The following is a 25,906-nucleotide window of genomic DNA, read 5'->3' as shown; positions in this document are numbered from 1 at the left end:
TCTTTGTACTTAATTTCTAAACTCCCCAATCTCTTGGATATCTAAATCCTGTTCCTATTCCTCTAGGAAATACCTTAGCTATTACAGGCATAACACGTTTATACTGCATTATCTTAGTTCTTCTAACTATTTTTTCAACAATTTCTAAAGGATAACCCTCTTGAACAATCTCATCTATGCTCTTTCTCTCCTCTACAAATCTGTATAGGATCTCATCAGCCATAAGATAAGAGTATCCCAACTCCTGTTCATCAGTTTGTCCTTCCCACAGATCTGCACTAGGTTTCTTATCTATCAATTCATTTGGAACTCCCATATGTCTCGATAACTCCCATACATGAGTTTTGTATAGATCTCCTATTGAATTTATTGCTGAAGCTGAATCTCCAAACTGTGTTCCATATCCTAAAAGTAGCTCTGTTTTATTTGAAGTTCCTAATACTAAAGCATTCTCTGCAGCTGAGTGATCAAAAAGTATTGACATTCTCTCTCTTGCCATTTTATTTCCCTTTCTAAGACTGTTCATCTCTGGGTTCATTTGAAAATATGCATCCACCATTGGAGTTATCTCTATCAATTTACTTCTTATTCCTGTTTTTTCAACTACAAGCTTTGCGTGTTCAACACTCTCTTTACTAGATGTCTTATATGGCATCATTATTCCCAAAACATTCTCTGGACCAAAAGCTTTTGCTGCTAAAAAAGCTACTAATGCTGAATCTATTCCTCCTGATAATCCTAAAACTACCTTCTTAAATCCAACTTTTGTTGCTTCTTCTTTTAAAAAATTAACAAGTATCTCTTCTAAAACTTCTAAATCTACACTTAGCTTTTCCATAAAATTCCTCCATACTACTTATCTAGACCGAATTTTCCAAGTCTACAGTTTCTATAATCTCTAAGTACAGTATAAGCTGCTTGTTGAATATTCAAGCTCTCACCTTTATTGAACATCTTTCCTCTAAGAGCTATTTTTTCTAATATTTCACCCATTATTGTACTCTTATCCTCATCTAAAAGCTTATATCTATCTTTCAATGTATTCCACATCTCATACTTTATCATCTTAGAAATCAATATTCCTGCAATCTCCTCGATTGGAAGAATCTCATCTCTTATTGCTCCTGTAATAGCAAGGTTTTGTCCAACCTCTTCGCTTTCAAACTTTGGCCATAGTATTCCAGGCATATCTAAAAGTTCTAATCCCTCTTTTATTCTTACCCATTGTTTTCCTTTAGTAAATCCAGGTTTATTTCCTACACCAGCACTATTTTTTCCAACAATTCTATTGATAAGTCTAGATTTTCCAACATTTGGAATCCCTACTACCATCAATCTAGTATTAACTTTTCTTAGCCCTTTAGCCATCATCTTCTCTTTTTTTTCTGCTGATACCTTATCTATTATTGAATATAGTGCCTTTACATTGAATCCTGTCTCAGCACTTATCTCTAACACTTCATCAGCAAAATTATTCTCTTTAAAGTATTTTTTCCAATAAGTTAACTCTTTCTTCTCCACTAAGTCAGCCTTATTTAAAACTATTACTCTCTTTTTATTCTTTGCAAAAACTGTTATATCTGGATTTTTACTTGATATTGGTATTCTCGCATCTACAACTTCTAAAACTATATCTATCAGTTGCATATTGTCCTTTATCAAATCCTTTGTCTTTTTCATATGTCCAGGATACCAGTTTATCTTTGTCATTGACATAATTTTTCTCCTTAACTACTTTTTTAATCTTCCAATCCCTTTACTAAAAGAACTATCTCCCCTTTGATTGGATTTTTAGATAATTTCTCAATAAGTTCAGTAGTAGTTCCTCTCAATATCTCTTCATAAATCTTAGTAATCTCTCTTATTATTACTACCTCTCTTACACCTATAAACTGCTCTATATCTCTCAATGTCTTCTCTATTCTAAATGGAGATTCATATATGACTATTGTTCTCTCCTCTTCAGCCAAAGATTTCAAAAGAGTTTGTCTTCCCTTTTTCTTTGGTAAAAATCCCTCAAAACAAAATCTTCTCATACTCAATCCAGCTACAGAAGCTGAAGCTGTAAGAGCACTTGCTCCAGGAATAGGAACAACTTTTAATCCCTCTTTGTGAGCTGCATCTACTAGCTCATATCCAGGATCCGATATGCAAGGAGTTCCTGCATCAGTTACTAGTGCAATATCTTTTCCCTCTTTTAAAAGATTTATTATATTTGCTATCTGGTGCATTTTAGTGAACTCATCATATCTATATACAGTATTTTCAATTTCAAAATGGTTTAATAATTTCTTAGTAACTCTTGTATCTTCAGCAAAGATATAGTTTACCTCTTTTAAAATACGTATACCTCTTAGAGTCATATCTTCAAGGTTACCAATAGGTGTTGCCACTATATATAACATACTCTTCCTCTCCTATTTTCTTTCTAAAAGCATTCCTTTTAAGATTCCAACAGCTGTATCTAGTTGAATATCTTTATGCTTCTCAAACTCTTCAGCTTTCTTTTCTCCAATAACTTCTTTTATTATCTCTTTCTTATTTTCTTTTGATTCTTTTTCATCAATATTAGTTACCATTCCATCAAAAAGCATATAATCCTCTTTGTCTTCTACTTTTACATCTGGTTCTATTCCAATACCGTGAATACATACCCCACTAGGTGTATAGTACTTAGCTATTGTAAGTTTTATTCCATCTCCATCAGGTAAATTAACTAATGTCTGTACACTTCCCTTACCAAAAGTTTTTTCACCTATCAAAAGACCTCTCTTATTATCTTTAATTGCTCCTGCAACAATCTCAGAGGCTGAGGCACTTCCCTCGTTAATCAATATTACCAAAGGAAAATCTCCATAGTATTTTCCCTCTCTATTAGATATCTGCTCCTCACCATCTTTTGATTTTACACTTACTACTTTACCCGATTTTAAGAACATAGATGATATTTTTATTGCTTGATCTAAAGCTCCACCAGGATTGCTTCTAAGGTCAAATACTAGTGCTTTCATTCCTTTTTTTTGTAGCTCCTCCAATCCTTTTACAACATCTGGATATACATTCTCACCAAATTGAGTAAGTCTTAGATACCCTATCTTATTCTTCTCATCTAACATCTTATTTTTTACATATTTTAACTCTACAACTGCTCTAGTGATCTCTATCTCTTTAGGCTCTTTTAAACCTTCTCTCACCACAGTAACTTTTACCTTTGTATTCTCTTTTCCCTTTAACTTTTCAACAGCCTCTTCACTTGTAAGATTGTATGTAGATTTTCCATCTATTGCTATTATCTTATCCTTAGGCTTCATTCCAGCTTTATATCCTGGGCTATCCTCAATAGGTGATACTACAACTAGAGGCTCATTAACTCTTTTTTGTACTACCATTCCTACACCGACATACTTTCCTTTTATATCCTCTTGGAAATTTTCTAGTTGCTCTTTTGTAAAGTAGTTAGAGTGTGGGTCTTCAAGAGAATCTACCATCCCTTTCAAAGCTCCTTGCATAAGAACTGTTCTATCTATTTTCTTATCTCCAACATAATTTTGATTGATAACATCCATAATATCTGATAACTCTTTTAACTGTCTGATGTTTGTTAAAAATCCAACTGACTCTTCACTATCTTTATTACTGTTCTCATTTGCAAAACAATTAGTAAAAATAAGTGCTGACATTAAGATTATCACCAACTTATTTTTTAACACACACTTCATATTGACCCTCCTAAATTTCTCCCCATTTTTACAACTTCATCTATATTTACACTTATCTCTTTTGCTGGATCTTTTCCAAATAGTGAAATATACTCTACATTTCCTTTAGTTCCTGTTATAGGTGAAAAGTCAAGTCCTTCTAAATAAAGTCCCTCTGCTCTCCCATACTCTATAATCTCTTTTATAACCTCTATATGCTTATCCTCGTTTTTTACTAGTCCACCTTTTTCTATATACTCTTTTTCAACCTCAAATTGTGGTTTTATCAAAGCCATCAACTTTGTTTCAGGTTTAAAAAATTTAACTAGATCTCCAATTATCTTTCTTATAGATATAAAAGATACATCCATAACTATATAATCTATCTCACTGTTGTCAATATCTTCAAGAGTTAAATCTTTAATATGCATATTTTCTATAGATTTTACTTGTAAATTATTTCTCAATTTCCAATCCAATTGATTTGTTCCAACATCCACTGAATATACAAATTCAGCTCCATTTTGTAAAGCACAGTCAGTAAATCCACCTGTTGATGCTCCCACATCTAAAACTTTTTTTCCTAAAAAATCTAGAGAAAAAACTGATACAGCCTTCTCTAACTTCAGTCCACCACGACTCACATATTTTAAAGAATCTCCCTTTATTCTTATGTTCAATTCTTTATCTGATTTTATCATAGTTCCACTCTTGTCGATTTTTTTATCATCTACTATTACAAGTCCAGCCATAATTGCTCTTTGTGCCTTCTCCTTGTCCGGATAAAAACCTCTTTTTACAAGTAAAACATCTAATCTCTCTTTCATATTGCACCTCAGATTTTAAAGATCTCCTCATCTATCATATATGATAAAAGAGGACTTTCTAACATTATATTTTTAAATCCTTTTTTATCAACTATTCTTTTTAACTTCTCTGTCTCTCTTACTCTTTGAATAAAAAAGTTATCTCCGATTGGAATTTTTTTATTCTTTTTATAGTAGTTCAAAAGTTGTTTAGTAGTCTTTACCTTCAACTCCTGTTTAGCCCTCTTTAACCTATCCTTTATAACTCCTTGAGTACAGTTTAATCTCTCTGGAATATCATCTAATTGGACACCCTTAGCCATCAATTCCAAAATCTTATCTGCTCCAATAGGATTTATTCTATGATATTTAGCTGAATACATATCAGCTCTATGTACTATATGAGCCTCTTTACTATTAGGTTGAATCTTTCCCCATTTACCATGATGAGAAAGAACTATATGGATTATATTCTTCTTTATATTATCCTTTAACTCCATACCTATCTTCTCTTCTATCTCTTTTAATACTTTTTCTGCCTCTTTTGTGATATACTCTGGTTTCTTTAGCATCATCTGAGAATGTGAGAATTTTTCTTCAGTTTTTCTTATACTTCCCTTACTTAAGTCATGTATTATAATTCCAACTGTTAGAGCAAAAAAATCAACTCTCTCTTTAGCCTCTAAATATGTTCTATAATCTCTTTTTAATTCATCTATTGAAATTTTTAAAACATCATATGTGTGAGTTGACACCTTTACTCCCTGATCATCAAAAAGCTCTAAATCTTGTACCATCTCTAGATTTAAAAGAGAGTTTATAAATTCTAATGCTTTTTTATTCTTTTCTTGCATCTATTTTTTCCTCAATTCTTCCTATTAAATTTTCGCCTCTTAACCCAAACTCTTCCAAAAGTCCATCTCTCTTACCGTGAGGTATAGCTCCATTTTCTATAGATATTTTTTTTATTATCTTACTTATATTCCTTTTGTTGTAAAATTCCATTATACTACTTCCAAAAGAATTTTTCTCATAGGCTTCTTCTAAAACAAATATATTCTCATATTTATTTACACAATCTAAAAGATACTCTTCATCCAAAGGTTTAAGTGTCGATGCATTTACTATTGTTCCCTCTATTCCTTTAGATTTTAATCTATCCTCTATACTTAAAATCTCTTTTACCATACTTCCAGTAGCTATAAAAAGATTTTCTTTTCCTTTTCTTATCTCGTTCCATTTTCCCAATCTAAATCTATTCTCTTCAGCTATATTATACTCTATCTCTCTAGGTATTCTAATTACTAGTGGTCCCTCTTGAAACTCCTTAGAAAACTCCAACATCTCCACCAACTCTTTGGATGTGGCAGGTGCCATTACAGTATAATTCGGAATTGTTAAAAATACTGAAAGATCATACAATCCATTGTGAGTCTTTCCGTCCTCTCCTACAATTCCAGCTCTATCAACTATAAATCTAACTGGTAACTTTTGTAAAGATATATCGTGTATCAGTTGACTATATCCCCTTTGTAAAAAAGTTGAATAGATAGCTACATAAGGTTTTTTGCCCTGTGTTGCCAATCCACCAGCAAAGGTTACAGCATATCCTTCTGCTATTCCTGTATCTATAGCTCTCTCTGGAAACCTCTTAAAAAACTCTCCCAAGCCTGTTCCCTTAACCATACCAGAACAGATAGCAAATATATCCTTATCCTCTTCAGCTAATTTAACTATCTTCTCTCCAAATATACTTGAATATGTCTTCATACTTGAAGCTGTAGTTCCCGTTTCCATATTAAATGGAGATATTCCATGAAACTTCTCCTTGTCCTCTTCAGCATAAGAGTAACCCTTTCCCTTTTGAGTTTTAATATGAATAAATATTGGCCCCTCCATATTTTTTATCTTGTTAAGAGTTGAAAGTAGTTCCTCCATATTATGCCCATCTAAGACACCAAAAAATTTAAATCCAAGGCTCTCTAACATACTCAAAGGCAGGAAAAAGTTTTTTACCGAAGATTCCATTCTTTCCAATGTATTAGAAACTCCATTAGCTATTTTTATCTTTTTTATAATCCCTTTGACATCATCTCTAAAGTTCATATACTTCTCACTTACCATAAATTTCCCAAAAAACCTTGAAAGTGAGCCAACATTTTTTCCTATTGACATCTCATTATCATTTAAAATAATAATAAGATTTTTCAGTTTATTTCCACCTATATTGTTAAGTGCTTCTAATGAGTGTCCATTTGATATTGATGCATCTCCTACTACCACAACTACTTTTTTCTCTGGAGATCCCATTGCTATCCCTGCTCCTGCTGAAAGAGCTGTCCCTGCATGTCCTGATATAAATGGATCTGTGTCACTCTCTTTAGGATCACTAAATGGTCCTATTCCACCTCTTTTTCTTAGAGTATGAAAATCTTTATCTCTTCCAGTAAGTAATTTATGGACATATGACTGATGTCCAACATCAAATAGTAATCTATCTTTTGAAAAATCAAAAACTTTATGTAAGCATAGAGTCAGTTCAACTATCCCAAGGTTAGAAGATAGATGCCCACCATTTTTACTCACTGTTTCAATTAGAGTTTTTCTTATGCTTTCTGCCTTATTATTCATTTCTTCTATATTCATCTCTTGTATACTCTTCATCTATCCTACCCCTGTAAATACTTCATGAAAACCAAACCAACTACTATTCCTGAAATACACCCAATCAACACCTCAAATGGTGTATGTCCCAAAAGCTCCTTTAACTTTTCACTTTTCTCCAATCCAAAATATCTCTCATATCTTTTCTGTCCTAATATAAGAGGTATCTTTTCAACAAACTGATTTATTACTCCTGCTTGTTTTCCTGCTGCCCTTCTAATTCCAGTAGCATCATACATAACTATTCCTGACAATATTATTGAGATAGCAAATAAGTCGCTACTTGTTCCATAACGAATACCTATGCATGTTGTCAAACAAGAAACTGTAGAACTGTGAGAGCTGGGCATACCACCTGTCTCCCACATTCTTCTTATATTTAGTCTTTTCTCTATAAAGATTGAACTAATCACCTTATAAAATTGTGCTATAAACCAAGCTACAAAAACTACATCTAGTACCCTATTGCCAAAAATTATCCCGGGACTCATACTTATATCCCCTTACTTATATATTTTTTAATTCTAAAGAAATTACTGGTTTTTCTTCATTTTCTCTAAATAAGATTATAGTTCTTCCAATTATTCCTACTACTTCAAACTCTTTACATTGAGATAATTGCTCCATTATCTCTCCTTTTTCCTCTTCACAATTTTGAAGTATCTTAACTTTTAAAAGCTCTCTTGAATCAATAGCATCTAATATACTTTGGATTAGATTATCTGTTACACCATCTTTTCCTATTCTTACTAATGCATCTAAATCGTGTGCTCTCTTTCTTAAATATGCTCTTCTTTTACTTGTTAATTCCATCTTCTTCTCCTTTTCTCCTATACTTCCATTATAATCGGTAATATCATTGGATTTCTTTTTGTCTTATTATAAAAATATTTTGCTGCTATATCTCTTGTTAAATTCTTTAATAGACCCCAGTCTTTTGAATAATAGTTCTGTGTATCGTCTATTTTTTCTTTTATACTCTCTATCGCCTCTTTAATTATATCATCTGACTCTTTTGAGTAAACAAATCCTCTTGTCACTATATCAGGACCTGCAACTATCTTTCCTGTTCTCTTATCTAAAGTGAAAACTATTACTACAACTCCATCTTGAGATAGTTGTTGTCTGTCTTTTAAAACGATATTTCCTATATCTCCAACACCTAAACCATCTACAAGAGTACAACCTGCATTAACTTTTCCCTTTATCTTTGCACCTGATTTTGTCACTTCTATCTTACTACCATTTTGAGCTATTATGATATTATTCTTAGGTACTCCAGTCTCTATAGCTGTATCTTTATGAGCCTTTAACATCTTATGCTCTCCGTGAACAGGCATAAAGTACTTAGGTTTTATCAGATTCAACATCAATTTTTGCTCATCTTTACTTCCATGACCAGAAACATGTATTCCTGCTATCTTTTTAAATACAACCTGAGCATCATATTTTAATAAATTATTTATATTATTGGATACTGCTCTCTCATTTCCAGGTATTGGAGTAGCAGATATTATTACTGTATCTCCCTCTTTTATCTTTATATGCTTATGCATATTTTTAGCTATTCTTGAAAGAGCTGCCATCGGTTCTCCCTGTGTTCCAGTACAAAGTATTACAACTTTGTTATCCTTTAAGCTATCGACCTCTGACAGTGGTACCATCATATCATTAGGAACATTTAAATAACCTAAACTACCTGCTATCTCAAAAACTTTAACCAAGCTTCTTCCATCTATTGCTATCTTTCTTCCATACTCCTGTGCAACATTTACTATCTGTTGTAATCTATGTACGTGTGAAGCAAAAGCTGCCACTATTATTCTTCCTTTAGCTTTTGAAAACTCCACTTTAAATGCCTCTCCAACACTTCTTTCTGACGGTGTAAATCCATCTACCTCAGAGTTTGTTGAGTCTGAAAGCATTAGATCTACTCCTTGCTCTCCTATTTGAGATAATCTAGCAAAATCTACTCCCTCTCCATCTACTGGAGTTAGATCTATCTTAAAATCTCCTGTATGGAATACTGTTCCAGCTGGAGTTGTTACAAAAATAGAATAAGCATCTGTTATTGAGTGAGTTATTTTTATAAATTCTACAGTAAAGTATTTTCCTACTTTTATCTTACTTCTTCCCTTTACCTCTTTCATCTTAGGGATATCTTTGCCAAAACCATTTTCAAATTTTGATTTAGCTAGTGCAAGAGTTAATTTTCCTCCAAACATTGGAACACTCTTATCAATTTTTTGATAAAGATATGGAATTGATCCTATATGATCCTCATGTCCGTGTGTAATAAATAATCCTTTTATCTTATCTTTATTGTTTTCTAAAAAGCTAAAATCTGGGATAACTAGATCTATTCCTAGCAAGTTATCATCTGGAAATATAACTCCAGAATCAATTATTATAATCTCATCTCTATATTGGATTACAGTACTATTTTTTCCTACCTCTTCCAATCCACCTAGAGGAATAACATACATTTTCTCCTCTTTTGCACTCTTAATCTCTTTTGTATCACTTACTACTACTTTATCTAAAACTTTTACCTCTTTAGTTACTTTTTTAGGTTTTTCACCCTTTAGCTCTTTTATTCCAGCCTTAATAGCCTTTATTTTTTCTTTTATACCATCTACTCCACTAGTATTTTCTAGTTTTAATTTTTTTTCAAGTCTTCTTTTCTTCTCTTGATTAATACTGCCTTTTTCTGTCCTTAACATTTTCTCTCCTTTTTCCTTATTTTACCTCCACCATTACAAATTTAATTCTTAATTTCACTCTCTTTTTCTTCTCTTTCTCTATTTTTTATCTCTAGGTATTTATCAATAAATTTTCTCGTCATTCCTCCAGCAACAGCACCACCACCACCAGCACCTTCTAGTATAGTAGCAAAAACTATTTCAGGATTATCAGCTGGAAAATATCCAGCTACCCAAGCGTGTGTTATTTTAGAGTGAGCATTCTGAGCTGATCCACTCTTTGCTGCAACCTGCATTCCTGGTGTTCTTAAGACTTTGGTTGTTCCGTTGTCTTGAGATACAGTTGCCACTAAGGCATCATTTAATACATTATAATATGACTTTGGATATGTCTTTATCTTTTGTTCATGTAATTCTACAGGATAGATATTTCCCTTTGAATCTTGAAACTCCTTAACTAAGTGTGGAGTATAAACCTCTCCCCGATTAGCTATTGCTGCGTATACATTTGCTATTTGTAATGGTGTTACTAAAAGATATCCTTGTCCTATTGATAATAGTATAGTATCCCCTTTAAACCAACTACTTCCTATCATCTTTTTCTTCCAAGCTACATCTGGAAGTAAGCCTCTCTTCTCTCCTGGAATATCAATTCCTGTTCTCTTTCCCAAACCAAAAGAGGAAGCTGTGTCTATTATAGGTTTATGACCTATCATATCTGCATTTTTGTAATAGTATGGATTGGCTGATTCTACTATTGATTTTTTCATATCAGTATAACCATGTCCTCCAGCTTTCCAAGCTCTCCACTTCCATTTTCCTATTTGATAATACCCAGTTTTATCATAATATGTCTCCTTAGGATCAACCCCATTCTCTAAAAAAGCTACAGCTGAAACTACTTTAAATACTGAGCCAGGTGGGTACTCCCCAGCTATAGCCTTATTTGAAAGTGGTTTTCTAGGATCATTTATAATCTTATTCCATTCATCATATGAAATCTGTGAGCTAAAAGTATTTAATGAATAAGTTGGATAACTTACCAAAGTTAATATCTCTCCATTTTTAGGATTAATAGCTACAAAAGCTCCTGCTCTACCATCTTTTTTAAACTGTTGCTCCATATACTCTTGTAACTCCATATCTAAAGTGATATACATGTCCTCGCCAGGTACAGGCATTTTCTTTCTTTCGACTTTTCTCTGTAATTTATTCAAAGCATTTACTTCAATATATTCAAAGCCATCTTCACCCTGCAGTTTTCTGTCATATTCACTCTCTAATCCATCTTTTCCAATGACATCCCTTGGACTATACCCCTCATCTTTTAGCTTTTCATACTCTTTTTCTGATATTTTTTTAACATATCCTATGCTATGTGCTGCCACAGAATCAAATAAATATCTTCTTTTTGAATATACTTGTACTTGTAAATATGGATAATCCATTAATTTTTCCATAATCTTATGGGCAACATCTGGATTTAAATCCTCTATTATTACATTCTCTCTAGTATATGGAAATATCTCTCCATATCTTATTCTCTTAGTTATAAACTCCTCTGGATACCCTGTTAAAGTGCTTATCTCCTTTACAACTTCTGGATTTTGCTTTCTCTCATAGAGATAAACCAATCTATAACCAGATCCATTAGTTACTATCAATCTCCCTTTAGAATCATAAATTTTTCCTCTAGGAGCATCTATTTTCTTTATCTTAAATCTATTTTTTTCCGAAAGATATGAGTATTCATCACCCCTTAGGACTTGAAGATACAACATTCTCATTCCTATAAGTATAAATACCAACAGCATAAAACCTTTTACAATTATATTTCTTGAGCTGCTGTCTTCCCCAAGTTTTATTCCAATATTCCTTCTTTTTATTTTCTTCATCTCTATTATCCTTTAATACTCTTATCTTTTCTTTTGGAAATACAAATATAAACATAGTTCAATACTACAAAACCTATGATATTAGCTACTACATATGTAGCTTTTAAATTTCTATAGGATAATACCGCATAGATAACTCCCTGTATTAAAGAAAAAATTAAAATATTACTCTTACTATATGATAAATGTAAAAACAAAAAATCTAACAGATAATAACTACAGATAAAAACTGTCATTATTATGAAAAAATCATTTGTTTGTAGTGATAAAATAAAAGCCATTATACCTATTATTAAGATATTTTTTTCTCTCTTTGCTCCTATTAAATAAACTAAAAAACTCAGAGCAACAACTAAAAAATTAGCATTAAAAGGCAAACTAACCTCTAAGAACACGCCTAAAATAGATAATACATATAACATATAACTTCCTACTTTACAATTATATTGATTTTATTTTTTAAATCTGACTTCTCAATTAGATTATCTATATTCAATACCTTAGAAATTTTATAAGCTATGAAATAATCCTCTGGTGCATACTCAATTATTGAGCTTTCTGCCTTACTCTTATCAGTTCCGCTCTTTATATTTTTATATCCATCTTTCTTTAAATTTTCCACAGCAGATTTAATCTTACTATCATTATCTCCTGTTACATCTATTGAAAAATCTATATTTTTCTCTTTTCCCAATACTATAACAATGTTAGCTAGTGTTGGTACACTAGGTACTTGTTGAATTTTTAAGTATTTTTCATTTATCTGCATAACTATCTCTTGAGCTTTATCTACAGATATATCATTAAGTATAATATAACTCTCATCTAAGCTATTTTCATAGTTAGCTGCATTATACTTAACTCCCAATTTCTCTTTTAATCTCTCTCCAGTCTTTCTAGCATAACCATTGATATCATTTCCGTTTAAGACATCTACTATTATATTTTCATTTACCTCGTTTTTATTTTTAGCGTTATTATACAATGAGTCAAACATTGAATACATACTTGAAGTAACTATGTATCTCTTATTATCTATAATTGTTTCAGGTATATTTTTTGAATTTCTAACATTTAATTTTACCTGTCCATAACTTACTCTCATATAGTTATTTAGTGAAACTGGTAATATTTTATTTACTACTTTCAATACCTCTTCTTCATTCTTATTATTTACCAACTCTCTAATTGTCTGTTCCTTATCTATGTTTATATCAAAAGGGATCTTTACTGCTAATCTATCTTGATAAACAGCTATTAAATTATCTTTTCCAATTATCAGATAACTACTATTCTTATCCAACTCTGGATTTTTTCTCAATGAATTAGCAAATAAAAAAACTACTAATGCTACTATTATAAATAATACTGTCAATATTGATCTCATTCTTCTATTCATCTGCTACTAACAACTCCTTCTCTAACGAGGTAATTTTTACTTCTATTATCTCATTTAATAATTTTTTGTCGCCTTTTACTTTAACCCTTAAATAGTTTTCACTATATCCATATAGGTATCCATCTATCTCCTCTTCAATAAGGATTTTTAAAGATTTTCCTATATACTTTTCCCTACTCTCTACTGCCATACTATTTCTTAACTCTTCTAGTCTATCTGCTCTCTCTTTTTTTATCTTTGGTTCCACTTTATTTTTTAAGGTATTTGCCAAAGTTTTCTCTCTATCAGAGTATTGGAAAATATGAAGTCCTGAAAACTTAATCTTATCAATAACTCTGTATGAGTTTAAAAACATCTCTTCAGTTTCTCCAGGGAATCCCACAATTATATCTGCTGTGTACTCCATATCCTTTACTCTTTTTTTTAATTTTAAAAGTCTACTCTCTATTAGATCACTTCCATAGTTTCTCTTCATAGCCTTTAAAACAGCATCATCACAAGATTGTAAAGAGATATGTAAATGTGGCATAAGATTCTCATACTTAAACATCTCTATAAATCTATCTGATATTTTATCAGGATAAACTGATCCTATTCTCACTCTCTTTAAATTTTCAATCTTTAAAATCTCTTCTAATAGATCTTCAAAGTTTATATCTTCCTCTAAATCTTCACCGTAGGCTCCTAAGTTGATACCTATCAAAATTACCTCTTTGAACCCTTCTGCTACTAACTTTTCAATCTCTTTTAAGATATTCTCTTTCTTTCTTGATCTACTTCTTCCTCTTGCAAATGGAATTTTACAGTAAGAGCAAAAATTATTACATCCATCTTGTATCTTTACATACGCTCTTGACATCTCTCTTAAAGTTGCAAACTCATATTCAGTATATTCATACTCATCAAAAATATTATCATTTTTTAATCTATCCATACTTCTATTTTCTATATCTTCTATAAAATTGACAATACCTTTTTTGTACTTATTACCAATAACATAATCTATATCTTCCATTTCTAATAGCTCTTTACTATTAGTTTGTGCATAACAACCTGTCACTATAACTTTTCCTTCTGGATTTACTTTTTTGGCTCTTCTTAACATATTTCTTGTCTTTCTATCTGCCACACTTGTTACAGTACAAGAGTTTACAACATAGATATCTGCCTTCTCGTCAAAAGATGTCTCTGTGTATCCCTTTTGTATTAATTGATTTTTTATACTTTCAGTCTCATACTGATTTACTTTACAACCTAAAGTATAAAAAGCCACTTTTTTATTGAAACTCATTTACTAAAACTCCTCCTACTACAATAGAAGCTGTCTCTGCTCTTAAGATCCTTTTTCCCAATGTTACTATATTAGCACCTTTTGATTTTAAATATTCAATCTCCTCTATATCAAAACCTCCTTCGGGTCCTACTATATAAAGTACACTTTCTATCTCACTCTCCTGTTTTATCAAAAGATTTTTTAAAGTATACTCCTCCTCACACTCATAAGGAACTATTACTAAATCATAATCAGACAACTTCAATTTATCTATTTTTGTTATCTCATCAATAATTAAAGGCTTCACTGCTTGACACTGTTTCAAAGCCTCTTTCACAATCAAATCCCATTTATCTTTTTTTTCCGCCACTTTAGCTACACCTCTTTTTGTTGCTAGAGGTATTATCTTGTGTATTCCTATCTCTGTAAGTTTTTGAATAGTTAGATCCATCTTATCATTTTTTAAAATTCCAATAGCTGCATCTATCTTTACTTTAGTAGAAAAGCTATCCTCTCTAATCTCATCTATTGATAAAGTTACAGACTTTTTATCTATCTCTACAACTCTACATAGATACTCCTTTTCTCCATCTACAGCTCTGACTCTCTCTTCTAATTTTACTCTAAAAACATTTTTTAAGTGATTAACATCACCACGATCATCTATTACTATCTTATTTTCAAAAATATTCTCTCCTGATATTATAACACTTATCACAGAATTCTCCTATATCATATCTTTATTTTTTATAAACTCATCTAAAGTTGTTTCCTCTAATATCTTAGTCATTGCATTATCTAATTTTCCCCATATGCAACTTCCAGAACAAGTTCCCTCACCACATACAGCTTTATGCTCTTCACTCTCATTACAATCTATAACTTTTTCCTCTTCGTCCAAAATTTTATATAGTTGGTGTAGAGTTATCTCTTTAGGCTCCTTTGCAAGTCTATATCCACCATTTGGTCCTCTTTTTCCTTCGATAATATTCTCATTTTTCAACTTAAATAAAATCTGCTCTAAATACTGTACAGATATATGTTGTTCATCAGATATCTCTTTTATTCTTACTAATTTATTCTCACTACTCTTATCAGCAATATAAACTAAAGCCTTCAATCCATATCTCACTCTTGTACTTATCTTCATTTCTCACTCCTGCTCCTTCACTTTTTTAAAATGTTCATAAGCTTTTTCCGTTACAACTCTTCCTCGATTAGTTCTCTTTATATAACCTATCTTCACTAAAAAAGGCTCGTATACCTCTTCTAAAGTTCTTCTATCCTCTCCTAAAAGCAGAGAAAGTGTCTCTATCCCTACAGGTCCTCCACCATAATTATCTATTATAGCATCTATTATATCTCTATCTAGATCATCTAATCCTACTGAGTCTATTCCTAAAATATCTAAAGCTTTCATTGAGATCTCTTTATTTATAATTCCATTACCTCTTATCTCACAATAATCCCTAACTCTCTTTAAGAGTCTATTGGCTATTCTTGGAGTTCCTCTACTTCTACTTGCAAGTTCCAAAGCTCCCTCTTTTTCAACTTTAACTCCTAAGATTTTTCCACCACGCAGTATTATTTGAGCCAACTCTTCCTCTGTATAATACTCCATTCTATGAGTAACCCCGAATCTATCTCTCAATGGAGAGCTCAAGAGTCCAGCTCTAGTTGTTGCCCCTATCAATGTAAAATTTGGCAATTCAATTCTTATTGAACGTGCTGAAGGTCCCTTACCAATTATTATATCCAGCTCTCCATCCTCCATTGCAGGATACAGTATCTCCTCTACCGTGTTATTCAATCTATGTATCTCATCAATAAACAGAATATCATTCTCCTCTAAGGATGTCAAAATAGCTGCTAAATCTCCAGCTCTTTCCAAGACAGGTCCTGAAGTTATCTTCAAGTTTGCTCCCATCTCATTGGCTATAACCCCTGCTAAAGTTGTTTTCCCTAATCCTGGTGGTCCATATAATAATATATGATCTACAGAACTTCCTCTTCTTTTAGCTGCTTCTATATATATTGACATCTTATCTTTTAATGACTCTTGCCCTATATACTCTTTAAAACTCTTTGGTCTTAAACTCTTCTGTACCTCTATTTCATTTTCTAATTCTTGATCAGTAATTACTCTATCCACCTATTTTTTCTCCTCACATAAACATTCCAATTATAAATTGAACAAATCCTATCAATGCTCCCAAAATTGCTCCTATAACCTCTATATGTTTAAACTCCTTTTCAGCTAAACCATAGGTTACCTCTTCTAACTTTTCCAATGAGAAAGCATCAATATTTTTTACTATTATTCCTTTAAAATCAACATTTTCTTCAACATAACTAGAAAAAGTAGCAAGTATTAACTCCTTGTTATCTAAGATAGATTCTTTTATCATCTCTTTTATCTTTTCTAACATATCATTGGATAAAAACATTGCTAACATTGGGAACCTTTTTGATATCTCACTTTGAAGTTTTTCTTCTAGTATTTTATCCACCATAAGACTAAGTTTTTCATCTAAATTACTACTATCTAGTGATTTTAAAATCTCTTGTAGTGATACTAACTCAGTTTGGATAACATCAGCTATACTCTCTCCTATTTGATGTTTTCTTTTAGGCAACAATCCCTGTATCTTAAACAGCCCAAAATTTATCTCTTTATATGGTCTAAAAAGCATCTTTATTGCTACATAGTTAGTAATCCAACCTATTCCAGCTCCTATCCCCACTATTAGCACTAATTTTATCAATATCTCTATGTTCAATTCTCTCTCCCTCTCTTAAAAATCTCTATAAAATTTCGACTATTTTTTTTACTATTCCAGTAAACTATTTTATCATAAATTTGAGTTTTTTTCAATTATATTATCCTTTTGAAATTAATTCTAATTCTCATTTTTTCTCTATTTTAATACGTAAAAAGAGGAAAAAAATTATTACATTGAATGGTAAAAACTCTTTGAACTGTAACAATATTTTCCTCTTATTTTTTAAATCTCACTATTTAAAATTTAATTGCTCTTTAGAACTATTTTTGCTCAGATATAACTTTGTTTATTTCAGCTATTACAGCATCTGCATCTAATCCGTGAGCTGCAATCCCCTCTCCTAAAGTCTCTCCAGCTGCGATCATACAACCTACACATCCAAGACCGTACTTTGCGAATACTTCTCTTATAACAGGATAGTTTTGAACAGCTACTAAAATATTTGTATCTCTTGTTACCATAATTATCACTCCTATTGATTTTTAAAATTATACACTACTATTATAATAAAATTTACTTGTTATGTCAACTTTTATTATAATTATCTTCCTACAACATTTAACAGGTCGTGTACTCTCACCATTCCAACAAGTTTATTGTCATCTATAACTGGTAATACAGTTATCTGACTAGGTCTATTTTCCATTAATTCTAAGGCATCTATTGCCATACTTTTAGAATCTGTTTTAGTAAAGTTTCTTGTCATTATATCTTTGGCTCTAAATGTAAAGAACTCTCCCTCTTTTGTCAAAGCTCTTCTTATATCCCCCTCAGTTATAATACCTACCATAAGATCTCCATTCATAACACATACAGCACCTAAACTTTTCTCCGTCATAGTTAGAATAACATCTTTTATTGGACTCTCTTTATCACAGAATGGAAGCTCATTACCTTTTTTCATTATATCTTCAACTCTCATAAGAAGTCTTTTTCCCAAACTTCCTCCTGGATGATATACAGCAAAATTTTCTGGTTTAAAATCTCTTCTTTTTATCAGAATTGCTGCCAAGGCATCTCCCATAACTAAAGTACTTGTAGTTGATGACATCGGAGCTAGATTTAGAGGACAAGCCTCTTTACTAACTCCTATATTCAATACATAGTCAGCTGCTCTTCCCAATCTTGAATTTCTATTTCCTGTCATAGCTACTACCTTTGCTCCTATTTTTTGAATAGAGGGTAGCAACGAAACTATCTCATCACTGTTTCCACTATTTGAGATTGCCAATACAACATCATCTGAACCTATCATTCCTAAATCTCCATGTAACCCTTCAGCTGAATTCATAAATATTGCTGATGTTCCTGTTGAAGCTAATGTTGCTGCTATTTTCTTTCCAATCAATCCTGATTTTCCTATTCCTGTTACCACTACTTTTCCATTTGAATTTAGTATTAACTCTGTAACCTTTGTAATATCGCTATTTAAAGCACTTTTTACCCTTTGTAGCTCCTCTATCTCTGCATCAAATACACTTCTTGCATAGTCAACCTCATTAAACTCCATAGCTCTCCCCTTATCTTCCTTTTACTAAATCATCTATCTTTATTGCTACTTTTAATATCTCTTCTAAATCATCTAAAAATAACATATTTGGTCCGTCAGATTTTGCTTCATTTGGATTTGGATGAACCTCTGCAAATATAGCATCTACTCCTATTGCTAATCCAGCTCTCATAAGTGGGAATACATACTCTCTATCCCCTGAAGTCGCTGTCCCTAATCCTCCTGGTCTCTGTACTGCGTGAGTTACGTCAAATACTACTGGATAACCAAATTTTCTCATCTCCATAAAAGATCTCATATCCACTACCATATTGTTATATCCAAAAGTACTTCCTCTTTCACAAAGTAAAATATTTTCGTTATTGCTCTCTTCCATCTTTGTAACCACATTCTTCATATCCCAAGGAGCTAAGAATTGACCTTTTTTAATATTTACTGGTAATCCTGTTTCAGCTGCTGCTAAAAGTAGATCTGTCTGTCTACATAAAAATGCTGGAATTTGTAGTATATCTACAACTTCAGCTGCTTTTTTACACTGCCAAGTTTCATGTACATCAGTTATAACAGGTAGATCATACTTCTCTTTTACCTTTTTCAATATCTCCAGTCCTTTTTCCAAACCAGGTCCTCTAAATGAGTGTATTGATGATCTATTAGCCTTGTCAAAAGAAGCTTTAAAAATATACTGTATTCCCAGTCTATCACAGATCTCCTTTATCTTTCCAGCCACTTCCATCACTAGTTCTTCTGATTCTATTACACAAGGACCAGCTATTAGAGTAAATCTTTTATTTCCACCAATCTCTATATTCTTTCCAACTTTTACTACCTTTACCTTATCTACCATTCCCCTTATCCTCCTATTTTTTTCTTTACAATCTCTCTTCTTGCTATCTCTCTATCATCAAAGTGTATCTTTTTTCTTCCTAAAATTTGATAAGTCTCATGCCCTTTACCAGCTATTAAGATTATATCACTTTTTTGAGCTATTTTTATAGCCTCTACAATAGCACACTCTCTATCCTCTTTTACTATATAGTTATTTCCGTCCATTCCTTTCAATACATCTTCAATTATCTTATGTGGATCTTCAGTTCTAGGATTATCAGATGTCAATATAGCAATATCACTGAGATCTTGTGCTATTTTTCCCATTATCGGTCTCTTAGTAGAATCTCTATCTCCACCACAACCAAAAACAGTTATCACTCTTCCCTTTTTTAACTCATTGATACTATTTAAAATATTCTCAAGTGCATCACCAGTATGAGCATAATCTACTACAACAATGTAGTCTTGTCCACAGTTAACAAGCTCAAATCTTCCAGGTGCCCCCTTCAAGCTCTCCAATCTTTTTAAGATACTCTTCTCATCTACACCCAATTTTAAAGCTATACCTATAACTCCCAAAACATTGTATAGATTGTATCTTCCTAAAATAGCTAACTTAATCTCATAACTCTCTTTACCTATTTTCAATCTTACCAATTGACCATCACTATGAAACTCTAGGATCTCACCCATCAGGTCTGCTTCTCTATTCAAAGAGTAAGAGTATCCTCCAAACTCTTCATACAATCTCTCTCCATAAGGATCATCTATATTGATAGCTGTACTATCCTTACACTTTGTCATTGTAAAAAGTTTTCTCTTAGCTTCAAAATAGTTTTGCATATTTTTGTGGTAATCTAAGTGATCTAAAGTTAAATTGGTAAATGATGCAACATCAAACTTTAGCATATCTACTCTTCCTAGAGAAAGAGCATGAGAACTAACCTCCATAACTAAGTATTCTAAACCTTTATCTACAGCTTTTTTACACATTTTAACTATATCTAATGACTCTGGTGTAGTATTTGGAGCCTCTATTATCTCATCTCCAATTTTATACTCAACTGTCCCTATTCTTGCAACTCTATCCTCTCCTAAGATAGATTCCAATAGGTAAGTTGATGTTGTCTTTCCATTTGTACCTGTAATTCCTATTATTTTTAATCTATTTTGTGGGTAGTTATAAAAATTTGAAGCTATTATCCCTAAGTTTTTTCTTAAATCTTTAACAAGTATATAATCTATTGGAAACTCTAATTCTACCTCTTTAGAAACAATAACAGCCTTTGCTCCATTTTCTACTGCTTGTTTTATATATTTATGTCCATCTACTATAGCCCCTTCCAAAGCTATAAAAATATCACCTTTTTTTATCTTTCTTGAATCATATTCAATTCCAGTATACTCTGATCCTTCTGATGATTTTTGAAGTATTCTATACTCTACTCCTTGCAGTAAATCTTCCATAACTCCTCCATATTACTTGATAAATTCGATATTTATAGTATGCATTTTCTCTCGATAATCATTGACACCCTTATCTAAAGTATTTTGTAATTTAGAATACTCTTTATTCAATTTTTTTATCTCATTCCAATCTGGTTTCTCTTTTCTCATCTCCATCTGAGTTTCCATTCTTATCTCATTTATTTTTTTCTTTATCAGATTGAACTCCTCCAAAAACTCAGCCCTCATTCTTGTTACTTCATCTCTTTGTTGAGTCGTCAAATTTTGAATAAAAATAATACCTGTTTCATCACAAAATCTCTCATTCCCTAAAATATTTAGTTTAGATACAGTAAATAACAATATACATATGCCTAAATATTTCATAATAGTCCTCCACATTCATTTTCTTCATTATATTAAATTAGTGTGGCATCCTTGTGACGTATTTTTTTAACGCTACTATACACTTTTTATCTGCCAATCTATCTCTTTTTTCCCTATATTTCTTAAGATTTCATTTATCTTTTTAAAGTGATCACATCCAAAAAATCCTCTACTTGCTGAGAGTGGACTAGGATGTGGTCCCTCCAATATAAAATGTTGTTTATTTGTTATATAACTCTTTTTCTTTCTAGCATTATTTCCCCACAGCACAAATATTACTGGGTCTTCCCTGTCATTTAGCTGTTTTATCACATTGTCAGTAAATATCTCCCAGCCCATACCAGAGTGTGAGTTCGCCTCTCCTGCTCTAACAGTTAATGCTGTATTTAAAAGAAGTACTCCCTGCTCAGTCCAAGGAATTAGATACCCGTTATTAGGTATCTCCAATCCCAATTCAGCTTTTAATTCCTTATACATATTTAATAGTGAAGGTGGTATTTTTACCCCTGGATTTACAGAAAATGCAAGTCCATGTGCTTGATTAGGTCCATGATAGGGATCTTGTCCCAAGATCAATACTTTAGTTTCCTTATAACTTGTTAATTTTAAAGCTGAGAATATATTCTCCATCTTTGGATATATAACTCTAGTTTTATACTCTTCAATTAGAAATTTTCTTAATTTTTTATAATACTCTTTTTCAAACTCATCTTTTAAAATTTCATCCCAATCATTACCAAAAGTTACCATAACTCCTCCTGATCTCTTCTATTTTGCTATTACCATACAATTTGGAAATCTCTTTCTTATTCCACAGTTTGAACACTTAGTCCTACACTCTGGAGTTAAAGCCACCTCTTCAGCTTTTTTCAATTCCTTCTTTAAAAACTCCTTATCTACACTTATATCAACTATATCCCAAGGAAGTTCTCTCTCCATATCTCTGGATTTTAAATACTCATTCTCCTCCATACCCAACTCTTCTATAGCATTTTTCCAGATATTAAAATTATCTTTATAATCATCTAATTTTGCTCCATTTTTCCAAGCAAGTTCTATTAAGTCAGATATTTTTTCATCACCTCTAGATAGGAATCCTTCTAAGTATGATTTTTTCATATCATGTATTTTTAAATTGCAACTTTTCTGCCCTCTAAATAGATCTCTTAACATAGTGTGTTTTCTCTTCATCTCTTCAAAGTTCATCTGCTCTGCCCATTGGAATGGTGTATGAGGTTTTGGTACAAAGTTTGAAACACTAACTGTAACATTTAATCTCTTATTTATTGGTCTACACTTATCCACAACTTTTTTAGCTAAATCATATATCGCTTTTACATCTTCATCAGTTTCAAATGGAAGTCCTATCATAAAATAGAATTTTAATGTCTCCCAACCACCTCTAACTGCAGCTTCTGCTGTTTCTAATACATCTTCTTCATTTACACCTTTATTTATAATATCTCTCATTCTTTGTGATCCAGCTTCTGGTGCAAATGTAAATCCTGTTCTTTTACCACCACTGATATCTTCAGCTACCTCTACAGAGTGTGTATTCATTCTAAGTGAAGGTAGAGATATACCTAAGTTTCTATGATCATATCTATCTTTTATAATTTTAATCAAATTATCAATTTTACTATAATCACTACTACTTAGTGAAGAGAGTGATACCTCTCCATAACCAGTATTTTTTATCATTCTCTCTATCAATTCAACATTTTTGTCTAAACTTCTCTCTCTAACAGGTCTATAAACAATTCCAGCCTGACAGAATCTACATCCTCTAGAACATCCTCTCTGTATCTCTACAGTTGCTCTATCATGTACTATATTTATATATGGTACTATCTGATCTTCATAGTACTCTACATCATCTAAATTACTTACAATTGATCTCTTAATCTTTTTATCTCTCTTATGTATTGAAGGAACATAAACTCCATCAAAATCCTTTATAAGTTCTAGCTTTTCAATCTTGCTCCTATCTTTATTTTCAACTAAGATCTTAGCAATCTTAGTCATTACCTCTTCTCCATCTCCAATAACTATAAAGTCTAAGAATTTTTCCATAGGAATAGGGTTTACCATACAAGTACCACCTGCCATTATCAACGGATACTCCTCTCCTCTATCCTCTCTTCTCAAAGGTATTCCTGCTAAGTCTAAAGCATTCAATACATTTGGATAACACATCTCATAAGAGAGTGAAAATCCAACTACATCAAACTCTTTTAAAGGTGTCTTACTCTCTAATGAGAACATTGGAACACCGTTCTCTCTCATAATCTTTTCCATGTCTTCCATAGGTGAAAATCCTCTCTCTAATGAGAATCCTTCCACTCTATTTAAAATACTATACAGTATTCTTATTCCTAAGTTTGACATTCCCACTTCATATATATCTGGGAAAAACAGACACATTCTAGCATCAAACTTCTCCTTGTGAATACTATTGATCTCATTCCCCAGATACTGTCCCGGTTTCTCTACTTTTAATAAATATTTATCTAAATCTACTCTCATTACATCTCCTTAATCTACTCATCATCTAACTTTTGAAATCTTTTTAAATATATATCCTTTGAACTAGAGTGATGTTCTCTTGCCAATTTTGCTAACTCTATATCTATATTTTTTAATTTTTCATAAGAGATTTCGCTATGATTCTCTAAACTCTTCTCTCCAATCAAAACTTTCTTTACCCTTCTGTATAAAGAGGCATTATACTTTCCACAGTCGTGTAATAGAGCTAATTTTTGATACAATCTCTTCTCACCTAAAAGCTCATCATCTTTTACCAATCTGTACAATCTAAAGGAGTGTATCCTATCATATCTACTCATATTTTTAAATATCTCATACTCCTCTGGTGTTAAGACTCCTTTTATCTCATTGTTCCATTCCTCTTTATATCTTCCAAATATAAATATCAATCCCTGCCTTATTCTAGCTATCATATCTCTCTCACAACTACAGTTCCATAAGTTTTCTTGAGAGCTTTGATATTTTTTCCATTTTTACCTATTAACTCTCCCTTTTTACTCTTTAGGGTATAAAATATATAGATACTTCTGTCAGCATTACTCTCTATCTTTTCAACACTCTCTATCTTTAGATCACTGATCTCTTCAAAGATATTTCTCTTTAATTCATCTTCTAATATAATCTTACTAAGAGTAAGATATTTTCCTTCTATTGCCTCTTTTTTTCCAGTTAAAATATAGCCTGACATCATTCTAACCTGTTTTGGCATAAAAGAGTTTCCAGAAAAGTATAGTTTTCCATCTCTATAATTTATCTCTACCTCTCTAATATGCTCCTTTAACTCCAAGCCTTTCTTATCAGTAAACTCACTTACATCATATTTCCCAGAAAGCTTTTTACACAAATTTTCTATCTCTTCAAGAGTATTTTTTACTCTCTTTCTAGGATACTCATAGATATACTCTCTTCTTTTTATACATTCAGGAAAAACTAGATTTGGAAGTGTTTTCTTTATCATTGTAACTTTTAAATCGCCATTTGATACCTCATTAAATCTATCCTGCAACTCCCTCTTATCTCCACTGTAATTACTACTTACGTAGAGGATATTTTCTGTAGCACTCACCTTAGCATCTGTTCTTCCAGCTTGCTGTACTCCCTTTGCCCAGCTAAATCCTACCTTCTCCATCACTTCTCTAAAGTAACCCTTTACACTTCTCTTTCCTACCATCTCATCAAATGATTGAAACTTTGTCCCACTATATTTTACATAGAACATGTAACCAAACTTCTCTGTTTTTTCAATTGATCTTATATCCATTCTATCCCCACACTTGACTAACTAATTTTCCATTATTATAAGTTGTAGTTACGTCTACTTCTCCATTTTCACGATATTTTACCCAAACACCATCTTTTTTCCAATTTTTATATTTTCCCTCTTCTAAAATCTGTCCATTCTCCCAAAAATACTTCCATATTCCTGTTCCCTTACTTAGGTCACTCTTATACAATATCTTTCCATCTCTGGCAAAAGATTCCAAACTGATAACCTTATCATTTTTATAAACTACAATTGATTTTAACTTTCCATCTTCATAATAAGCTCTCTGCTCCCCTTCAACCTTATTATCCTTATAACTCTCTTCCAGTACCACAGTACCACTGTCTGAATACCATATCTTAGGGCCTTCTAATACTCCATCTACATATGACTCTGTATACTCTACTATATCTCCTAAAAATAGAGCAAGTTTACCTGTATAGGGAATTTTTTCATCTCCAGCATATATTTTACCATCATTCCCAACTCTTTTTACAGATAGATCCTCTATTCTAATTTTATCCTTTACATCTTCTACTTTTTTTACTTCTGGCTCTTTTTTCTCCTCTACTTTTACCTCTTCTTTTTTTATAGCAGATTTATTCTCTAATGGAACCATCTCTTTAAATTCAGATCCAAACAGTAGCATTGAAACAACAACATTTAATATGATTACAATTCCTCTTTTCACTCTCTTCTCC

Annotated in this window: 28 protein-coding genes; all 28 read right to left on the bottom strand. The window is 31.9% G+C overall.

Going from position 1 to position 25,906, the window contains the following annotated elements:
- Positions 1 to 16 precede the first annotated feature (16 nt).
- The 28 genes from QZ286_RS04315 to QZ286_RS04180 all read right to left on the bottom strand — a co-directional run bounded on the left by QZ286_RS04315 (position 17) and on the right by QZ286_RS04180 (position 25,896).
- Positions 17 to 838, bottom strand: coding sequence for an NAD+ synthase (locus tag QZ286_RS04315; protein WP_291255744.1), 822 nt, complete (start codon positions 836 to 838; stop codon positions 17 to 19).
- A 14-nt stretch (positions 839 to 852) separates the two neighbouring features.
- Positions 853 to 1,716 carry a ribosome biogenesis GTPase YlqF gene (gene ylqF / locus QZ286_RS04310; RefSeq protein WP_291255743.1) on the bottom strand — a complete coding sequence of 288 codons (864 nt, stop codon included), beginning with the start codon at positions 1,714 to 1,716 and terminating at the stop codon, positions 853 to 855.
- Between the two features lie 23 nt (positions 1,717 to 1,739).
- Entirely contained in the window at positions 1,740 to 2,405 is a 666-nt protein-coding gene (rsmI, locus tag QZ286_RS04305; protein WP_291255742.1) for a 16S rRNA (cytidine(1402)-2'-O)-methyltransferase, read from the bottom strand.
- Positions 2,406 to 2,417: 12 nt separating this feature from the next.
- Positions 2,418 to 3,719 (bottom strand): S41 family peptidase, encoded by a 1,302-nt coding sequence (locus QZ286_RS04300; RefSeq protein ID WP_291255741.1) that lies wholly within the window; start codon positions 3,717 to 3,719, stop codon positions 2,418 to 2,420.
- On the bottom strand, positions 3,716 to 4,525 hold the full coding sequence (locus tag QZ286_RS04295; protein WP_291255740.1) for a TlyA family RNA methyltransferase: 810 nt from the start codon (positions 4,523 to 4,525) through the stop codon (positions 3,716 to 3,718). The genes QZ286_RS04300 and QZ286_RS04295 overlap by 4 nt, the downstream gene beginning before the upstream one ends.
- Positions 4,526 to 4,533: 8 nt before the next feature.
- The gene (locus QZ286_RS04290) at positions 4,534 to 5,358 is read right to left on the bottom strand and encodes an HD domain-containing protein (RefSeq protein WP_291255739.1); all 825 of its coding nucleotides are present in this window, start codon (positions 5,356 to 5,358) and stop codon (positions 4,534 to 4,536) included.
- On the bottom strand, positions 5,342 to 7,168 hold the full coding sequence (dxs, locus tag QZ286_RS04285; RefSeq protein WP_291255738.1) for a 1-deoxy-D-xylulose-5-phosphate synthase: 1,827 nt from the start codon (positions 7,166 to 7,168) through the stop codon (positions 5,342 to 5,344). The genes QZ286_RS04290 and dxs overlap by 17 nt, the downstream gene beginning before the upstream one ends.
- Before the next feature lie 5 nt (positions 7,169 to 7,173).
- Positions 7,174 to 7,659 (bottom strand): divergent PAP2 family protein, encoded by a 486-nt coding sequence (locus tag QZ286_RS04280; protein ID WP_291255737.1) that lies wholly within the window; start codon positions 7,657 to 7,659, stop codon positions 7,174 to 7,176.
- A gap of 16 nt (positions 7,660 to 7,675) precedes the next feature.
- Positions 7,676 to 7,981 carry a ribosome assembly RNA-binding protein YhbY gene (gene yhbY, locus QZ286_RS04275; protein WP_291255736.1) on the bottom strand — a complete coding sequence of 102 codons (306 nt, stop codon included), beginning with the start codon at positions 7,979 to 7,981 and terminating at the stop codon, positions 7,676 to 7,678.
- A gap of 17 nt (positions 7,982 to 7,998) precedes the next feature.
- On the bottom strand, positions 7,999 to 9,891 hold the full coding sequence (locus tag QZ286_RS04270) for a ribonuclease J (protein WP_291255735.1): 1,893 nt from the start codon (positions 9,889 to 9,891) through the stop codon (positions 7,999 to 8,001).
- Positions 9,892 to 9,932: 41 nt separating this feature from the next.
- Entirely contained in the window at positions 9,933 to 11,765 is a 1,833-nt protein-coding gene (gene mrdA, locus QZ286_RS04265; RefSeq protein WP_291255734.1) for a penicillin-binding protein 2, read from the bottom strand.
- A 5-nt stretch (positions 11,766 to 11,770) separates the two neighbouring features.
- Positions 11,771 to 12,187, bottom strand: a complete 417-nt coding sequence (locus QZ286_RS04260) for a hypothetical protein (protein WP_291255733.1) — start codon at positions 12,185 to 12,187, stop codon at positions 11,771 to 11,773.
- An 8-nt stretch (positions 12,188 to 12,195) separates the two neighbouring features.
- Entirely contained in the window at positions 12,196 to 13,164 is a 969-nt protein-coding gene (locus QZ286_RS04255) for a LytR C-terminal domain-containing protein (protein WP_291255732.1), read from the bottom strand.
- A complete protein-coding gene (mtaB, locus tag QZ286_RS04250; protein WP_291255731.1) occupies positions 13,157 to 14,455 on the bottom strand; it encodes a tRNA (N(6)-L-threonylcarbamoyladenosine(37)-C(2))-methylthiotransferase MtaB in 1,299 nt (432 codons plus the stop codon). The genes QZ286_RS04255 and mtaB overlap by 8 nt, the downstream gene beginning before the upstream one ends.
- Positions 14,442 to 15,155 carry a 16S rRNA (uracil(1498)-N(3))-methyltransferase gene (locus QZ286_RS04245; protein ID WP_291255730.1) on the bottom strand — a complete coding sequence of 238 codons (714 nt, stop codon included), beginning with the start codon at positions 15,153 to 15,155 and terminating at the stop codon, positions 14,442 to 14,444. The genes mtaB and QZ286_RS04245 overlap by 14 nt, the downstream gene beginning before the upstream one ends.
- A 9-nt stretch (positions 15,156 to 15,164) precedes the next feature.
- Entirely contained in the window at positions 15,165 to 15,587 is a 423-nt protein-coding gene (locus tag QZ286_RS04240; RefSeq protein WP_291255729.1) for an Rrf2 family transcriptional regulator, read from the bottom strand.
- A gap of 3 nt (positions 15,588 to 15,590) precedes the next feature.
- Positions 15,591 to 16,589, bottom strand: a complete 999-nt coding sequence (ruvB, locus tag QZ286_RS04235; RefSeq protein WP_291255728.1) for a Holliday junction branch migration DNA helicase RuvB — start codon at positions 16,587 to 16,589, stop codon at positions 15,591 to 15,593.
- A 13-nt stretch (positions 16,590 to 16,602) separates the two neighbouring features.
- Positions 16,603 to 17,217 (bottom strand): DUF445 family protein, encoded by a 615-nt coding sequence (locus QZ286_RS04230; RefSeq protein ID WP_291255727.1) that lies wholly within the window; start codon positions 17,215 to 17,217, stop codon positions 16,603 to 16,605.
- A gap of 263 nt (positions 17,218 to 17,480) precedes the next feature.
- Positions 17,481 to 17,681 carry a DUF1858 domain-containing protein gene (locus QZ286_RS04225; protein ID WP_291255726.1) on the bottom strand — a complete coding sequence of 67 codons (201 nt, stop codon included), beginning with the start codon at positions 17,679 to 17,681 and terminating at the stop codon, positions 17,481 to 17,483.
- 80 nt (positions 17,682 to 17,761) lie between these two features.
- Positions 17,762 to 18,730, bottom strand: a complete 969-nt coding sequence (locus QZ286_RS04220) for an SIS domain-containing protein (RefSeq protein WP_291255725.1) — start codon at positions 18,728 to 18,730, stop codon at positions 17,762 to 17,764.
- A 10-nt stretch (positions 18,731 to 18,740) separates the two neighbouring features.
- Positions 18,741 to 19,577 carry a 3-deoxy-8-phosphooctulonate synthase gene (gene kdsA, locus QZ286_RS04215; RefSeq protein WP_291255724.1) on the bottom strand — a complete coding sequence of 279 codons (837 nt, stop codon included), beginning with the start codon at positions 19,575 to 19,577 and terminating at the stop codon, positions 18,741 to 18,743.
- 5 nt (positions 19,578 to 19,582) lie between these two features.
- Positions 19,583 to 21,028: a UDP-N-acetylmuramoyl-L-alanyl-D-glutamate--2,6-diaminopimelate ligase gene (locus QZ286_RS04210; RefSeq protein WP_291255723.1), complete on the bottom strand. Its 1,446-nt coding sequence runs from the start codon at positions 21,026 to 21,028 to the stop codon at positions 19,583 to 19,585.
- A 12-nt stretch (positions 21,029 to 21,040) separates the two neighbouring features.
- The gene (locus QZ286_RS04205; RefSeq protein ID WP_291255722.1) at positions 21,041 to 21,394 is read right to left on the bottom strand and encodes a hypothetical protein; all 354 of its coding nucleotides are present in this window, start codon (positions 21,392 to 21,394) and stop codon (positions 21,041 to 21,043) included.
- Between the two features lie 75 nt (positions 21,395 to 21,469).
- Positions 21,470 to 22,144 (bottom strand): uracil-DNA glycosylase, encoded by a 675-nt coding sequence (locus tag QZ286_RS04200; protein WP_291255721.1) that lies wholly within the window; start codon positions 22,142 to 22,144, stop codon positions 21,470 to 21,472.
- A gap of 18 nt (positions 22,145 to 22,162) precedes the next feature.
- A complete protein-coding gene (locus tag QZ286_RS04195) occupies positions 22,163 to 23,920 on the bottom strand; it encodes a TIGR03960 family B12-binding radical SAM protein (RefSeq protein WP_291255720.1) in 1,758 nt (585 codons plus the stop codon).
- Positions 23,921 to 23,934: 14 nt separating this feature from the next.
- Positions 23,935 to 24,354, bottom strand: a complete 420-nt coding sequence (locus tag QZ286_RS04190; protein WP_291255719.1) for an HD domain-containing protein — start codon at positions 24,352 to 24,354, stop codon at positions 23,935 to 23,937.
- Positions 24,351 to 25,202 (bottom strand): KH domain-containing protein, encoded by an 852-nt coding sequence (locus tag QZ286_RS04185; RefSeq protein ID WP_291255718.1) that lies wholly within the window; start codon positions 25,200 to 25,202, stop codon positions 24,351 to 24,353. The genes QZ286_RS04190 and QZ286_RS04185 overlap by 4 nt, the downstream gene beginning before the upstream one ends.
- A gap of 1 nt (position 25,203) precedes the next feature.
- Complete coding sequence (locus QZ286_RS04180) at positions 25,204 to 25,896, bottom strand: toxin-antitoxin system YwqK family antitoxin (RefSeq protein ID WP_291255717.1); 693 nt, start codon at positions 25,894 to 25,896, stop codon at positions 25,204 to 25,206.
- Between the last annotated feature and the right edge of the window lie 10 nt (positions 25,897 to 25,906).

Origin of the sequence: Fusobacterium sp. (assembly GCF_019012925.1) — a bacterium.
In the GTDB taxonomy this organism is placed as follows: domain Bacteria; phylum Fusobacteriota; class Fusobacteriia; order Fusobacteriales; family Fusobacteriaceae; genus Fusobacterium_A.
This window is presented reverse-complemented; position numbering and strand designations above follow the sequence as displayed.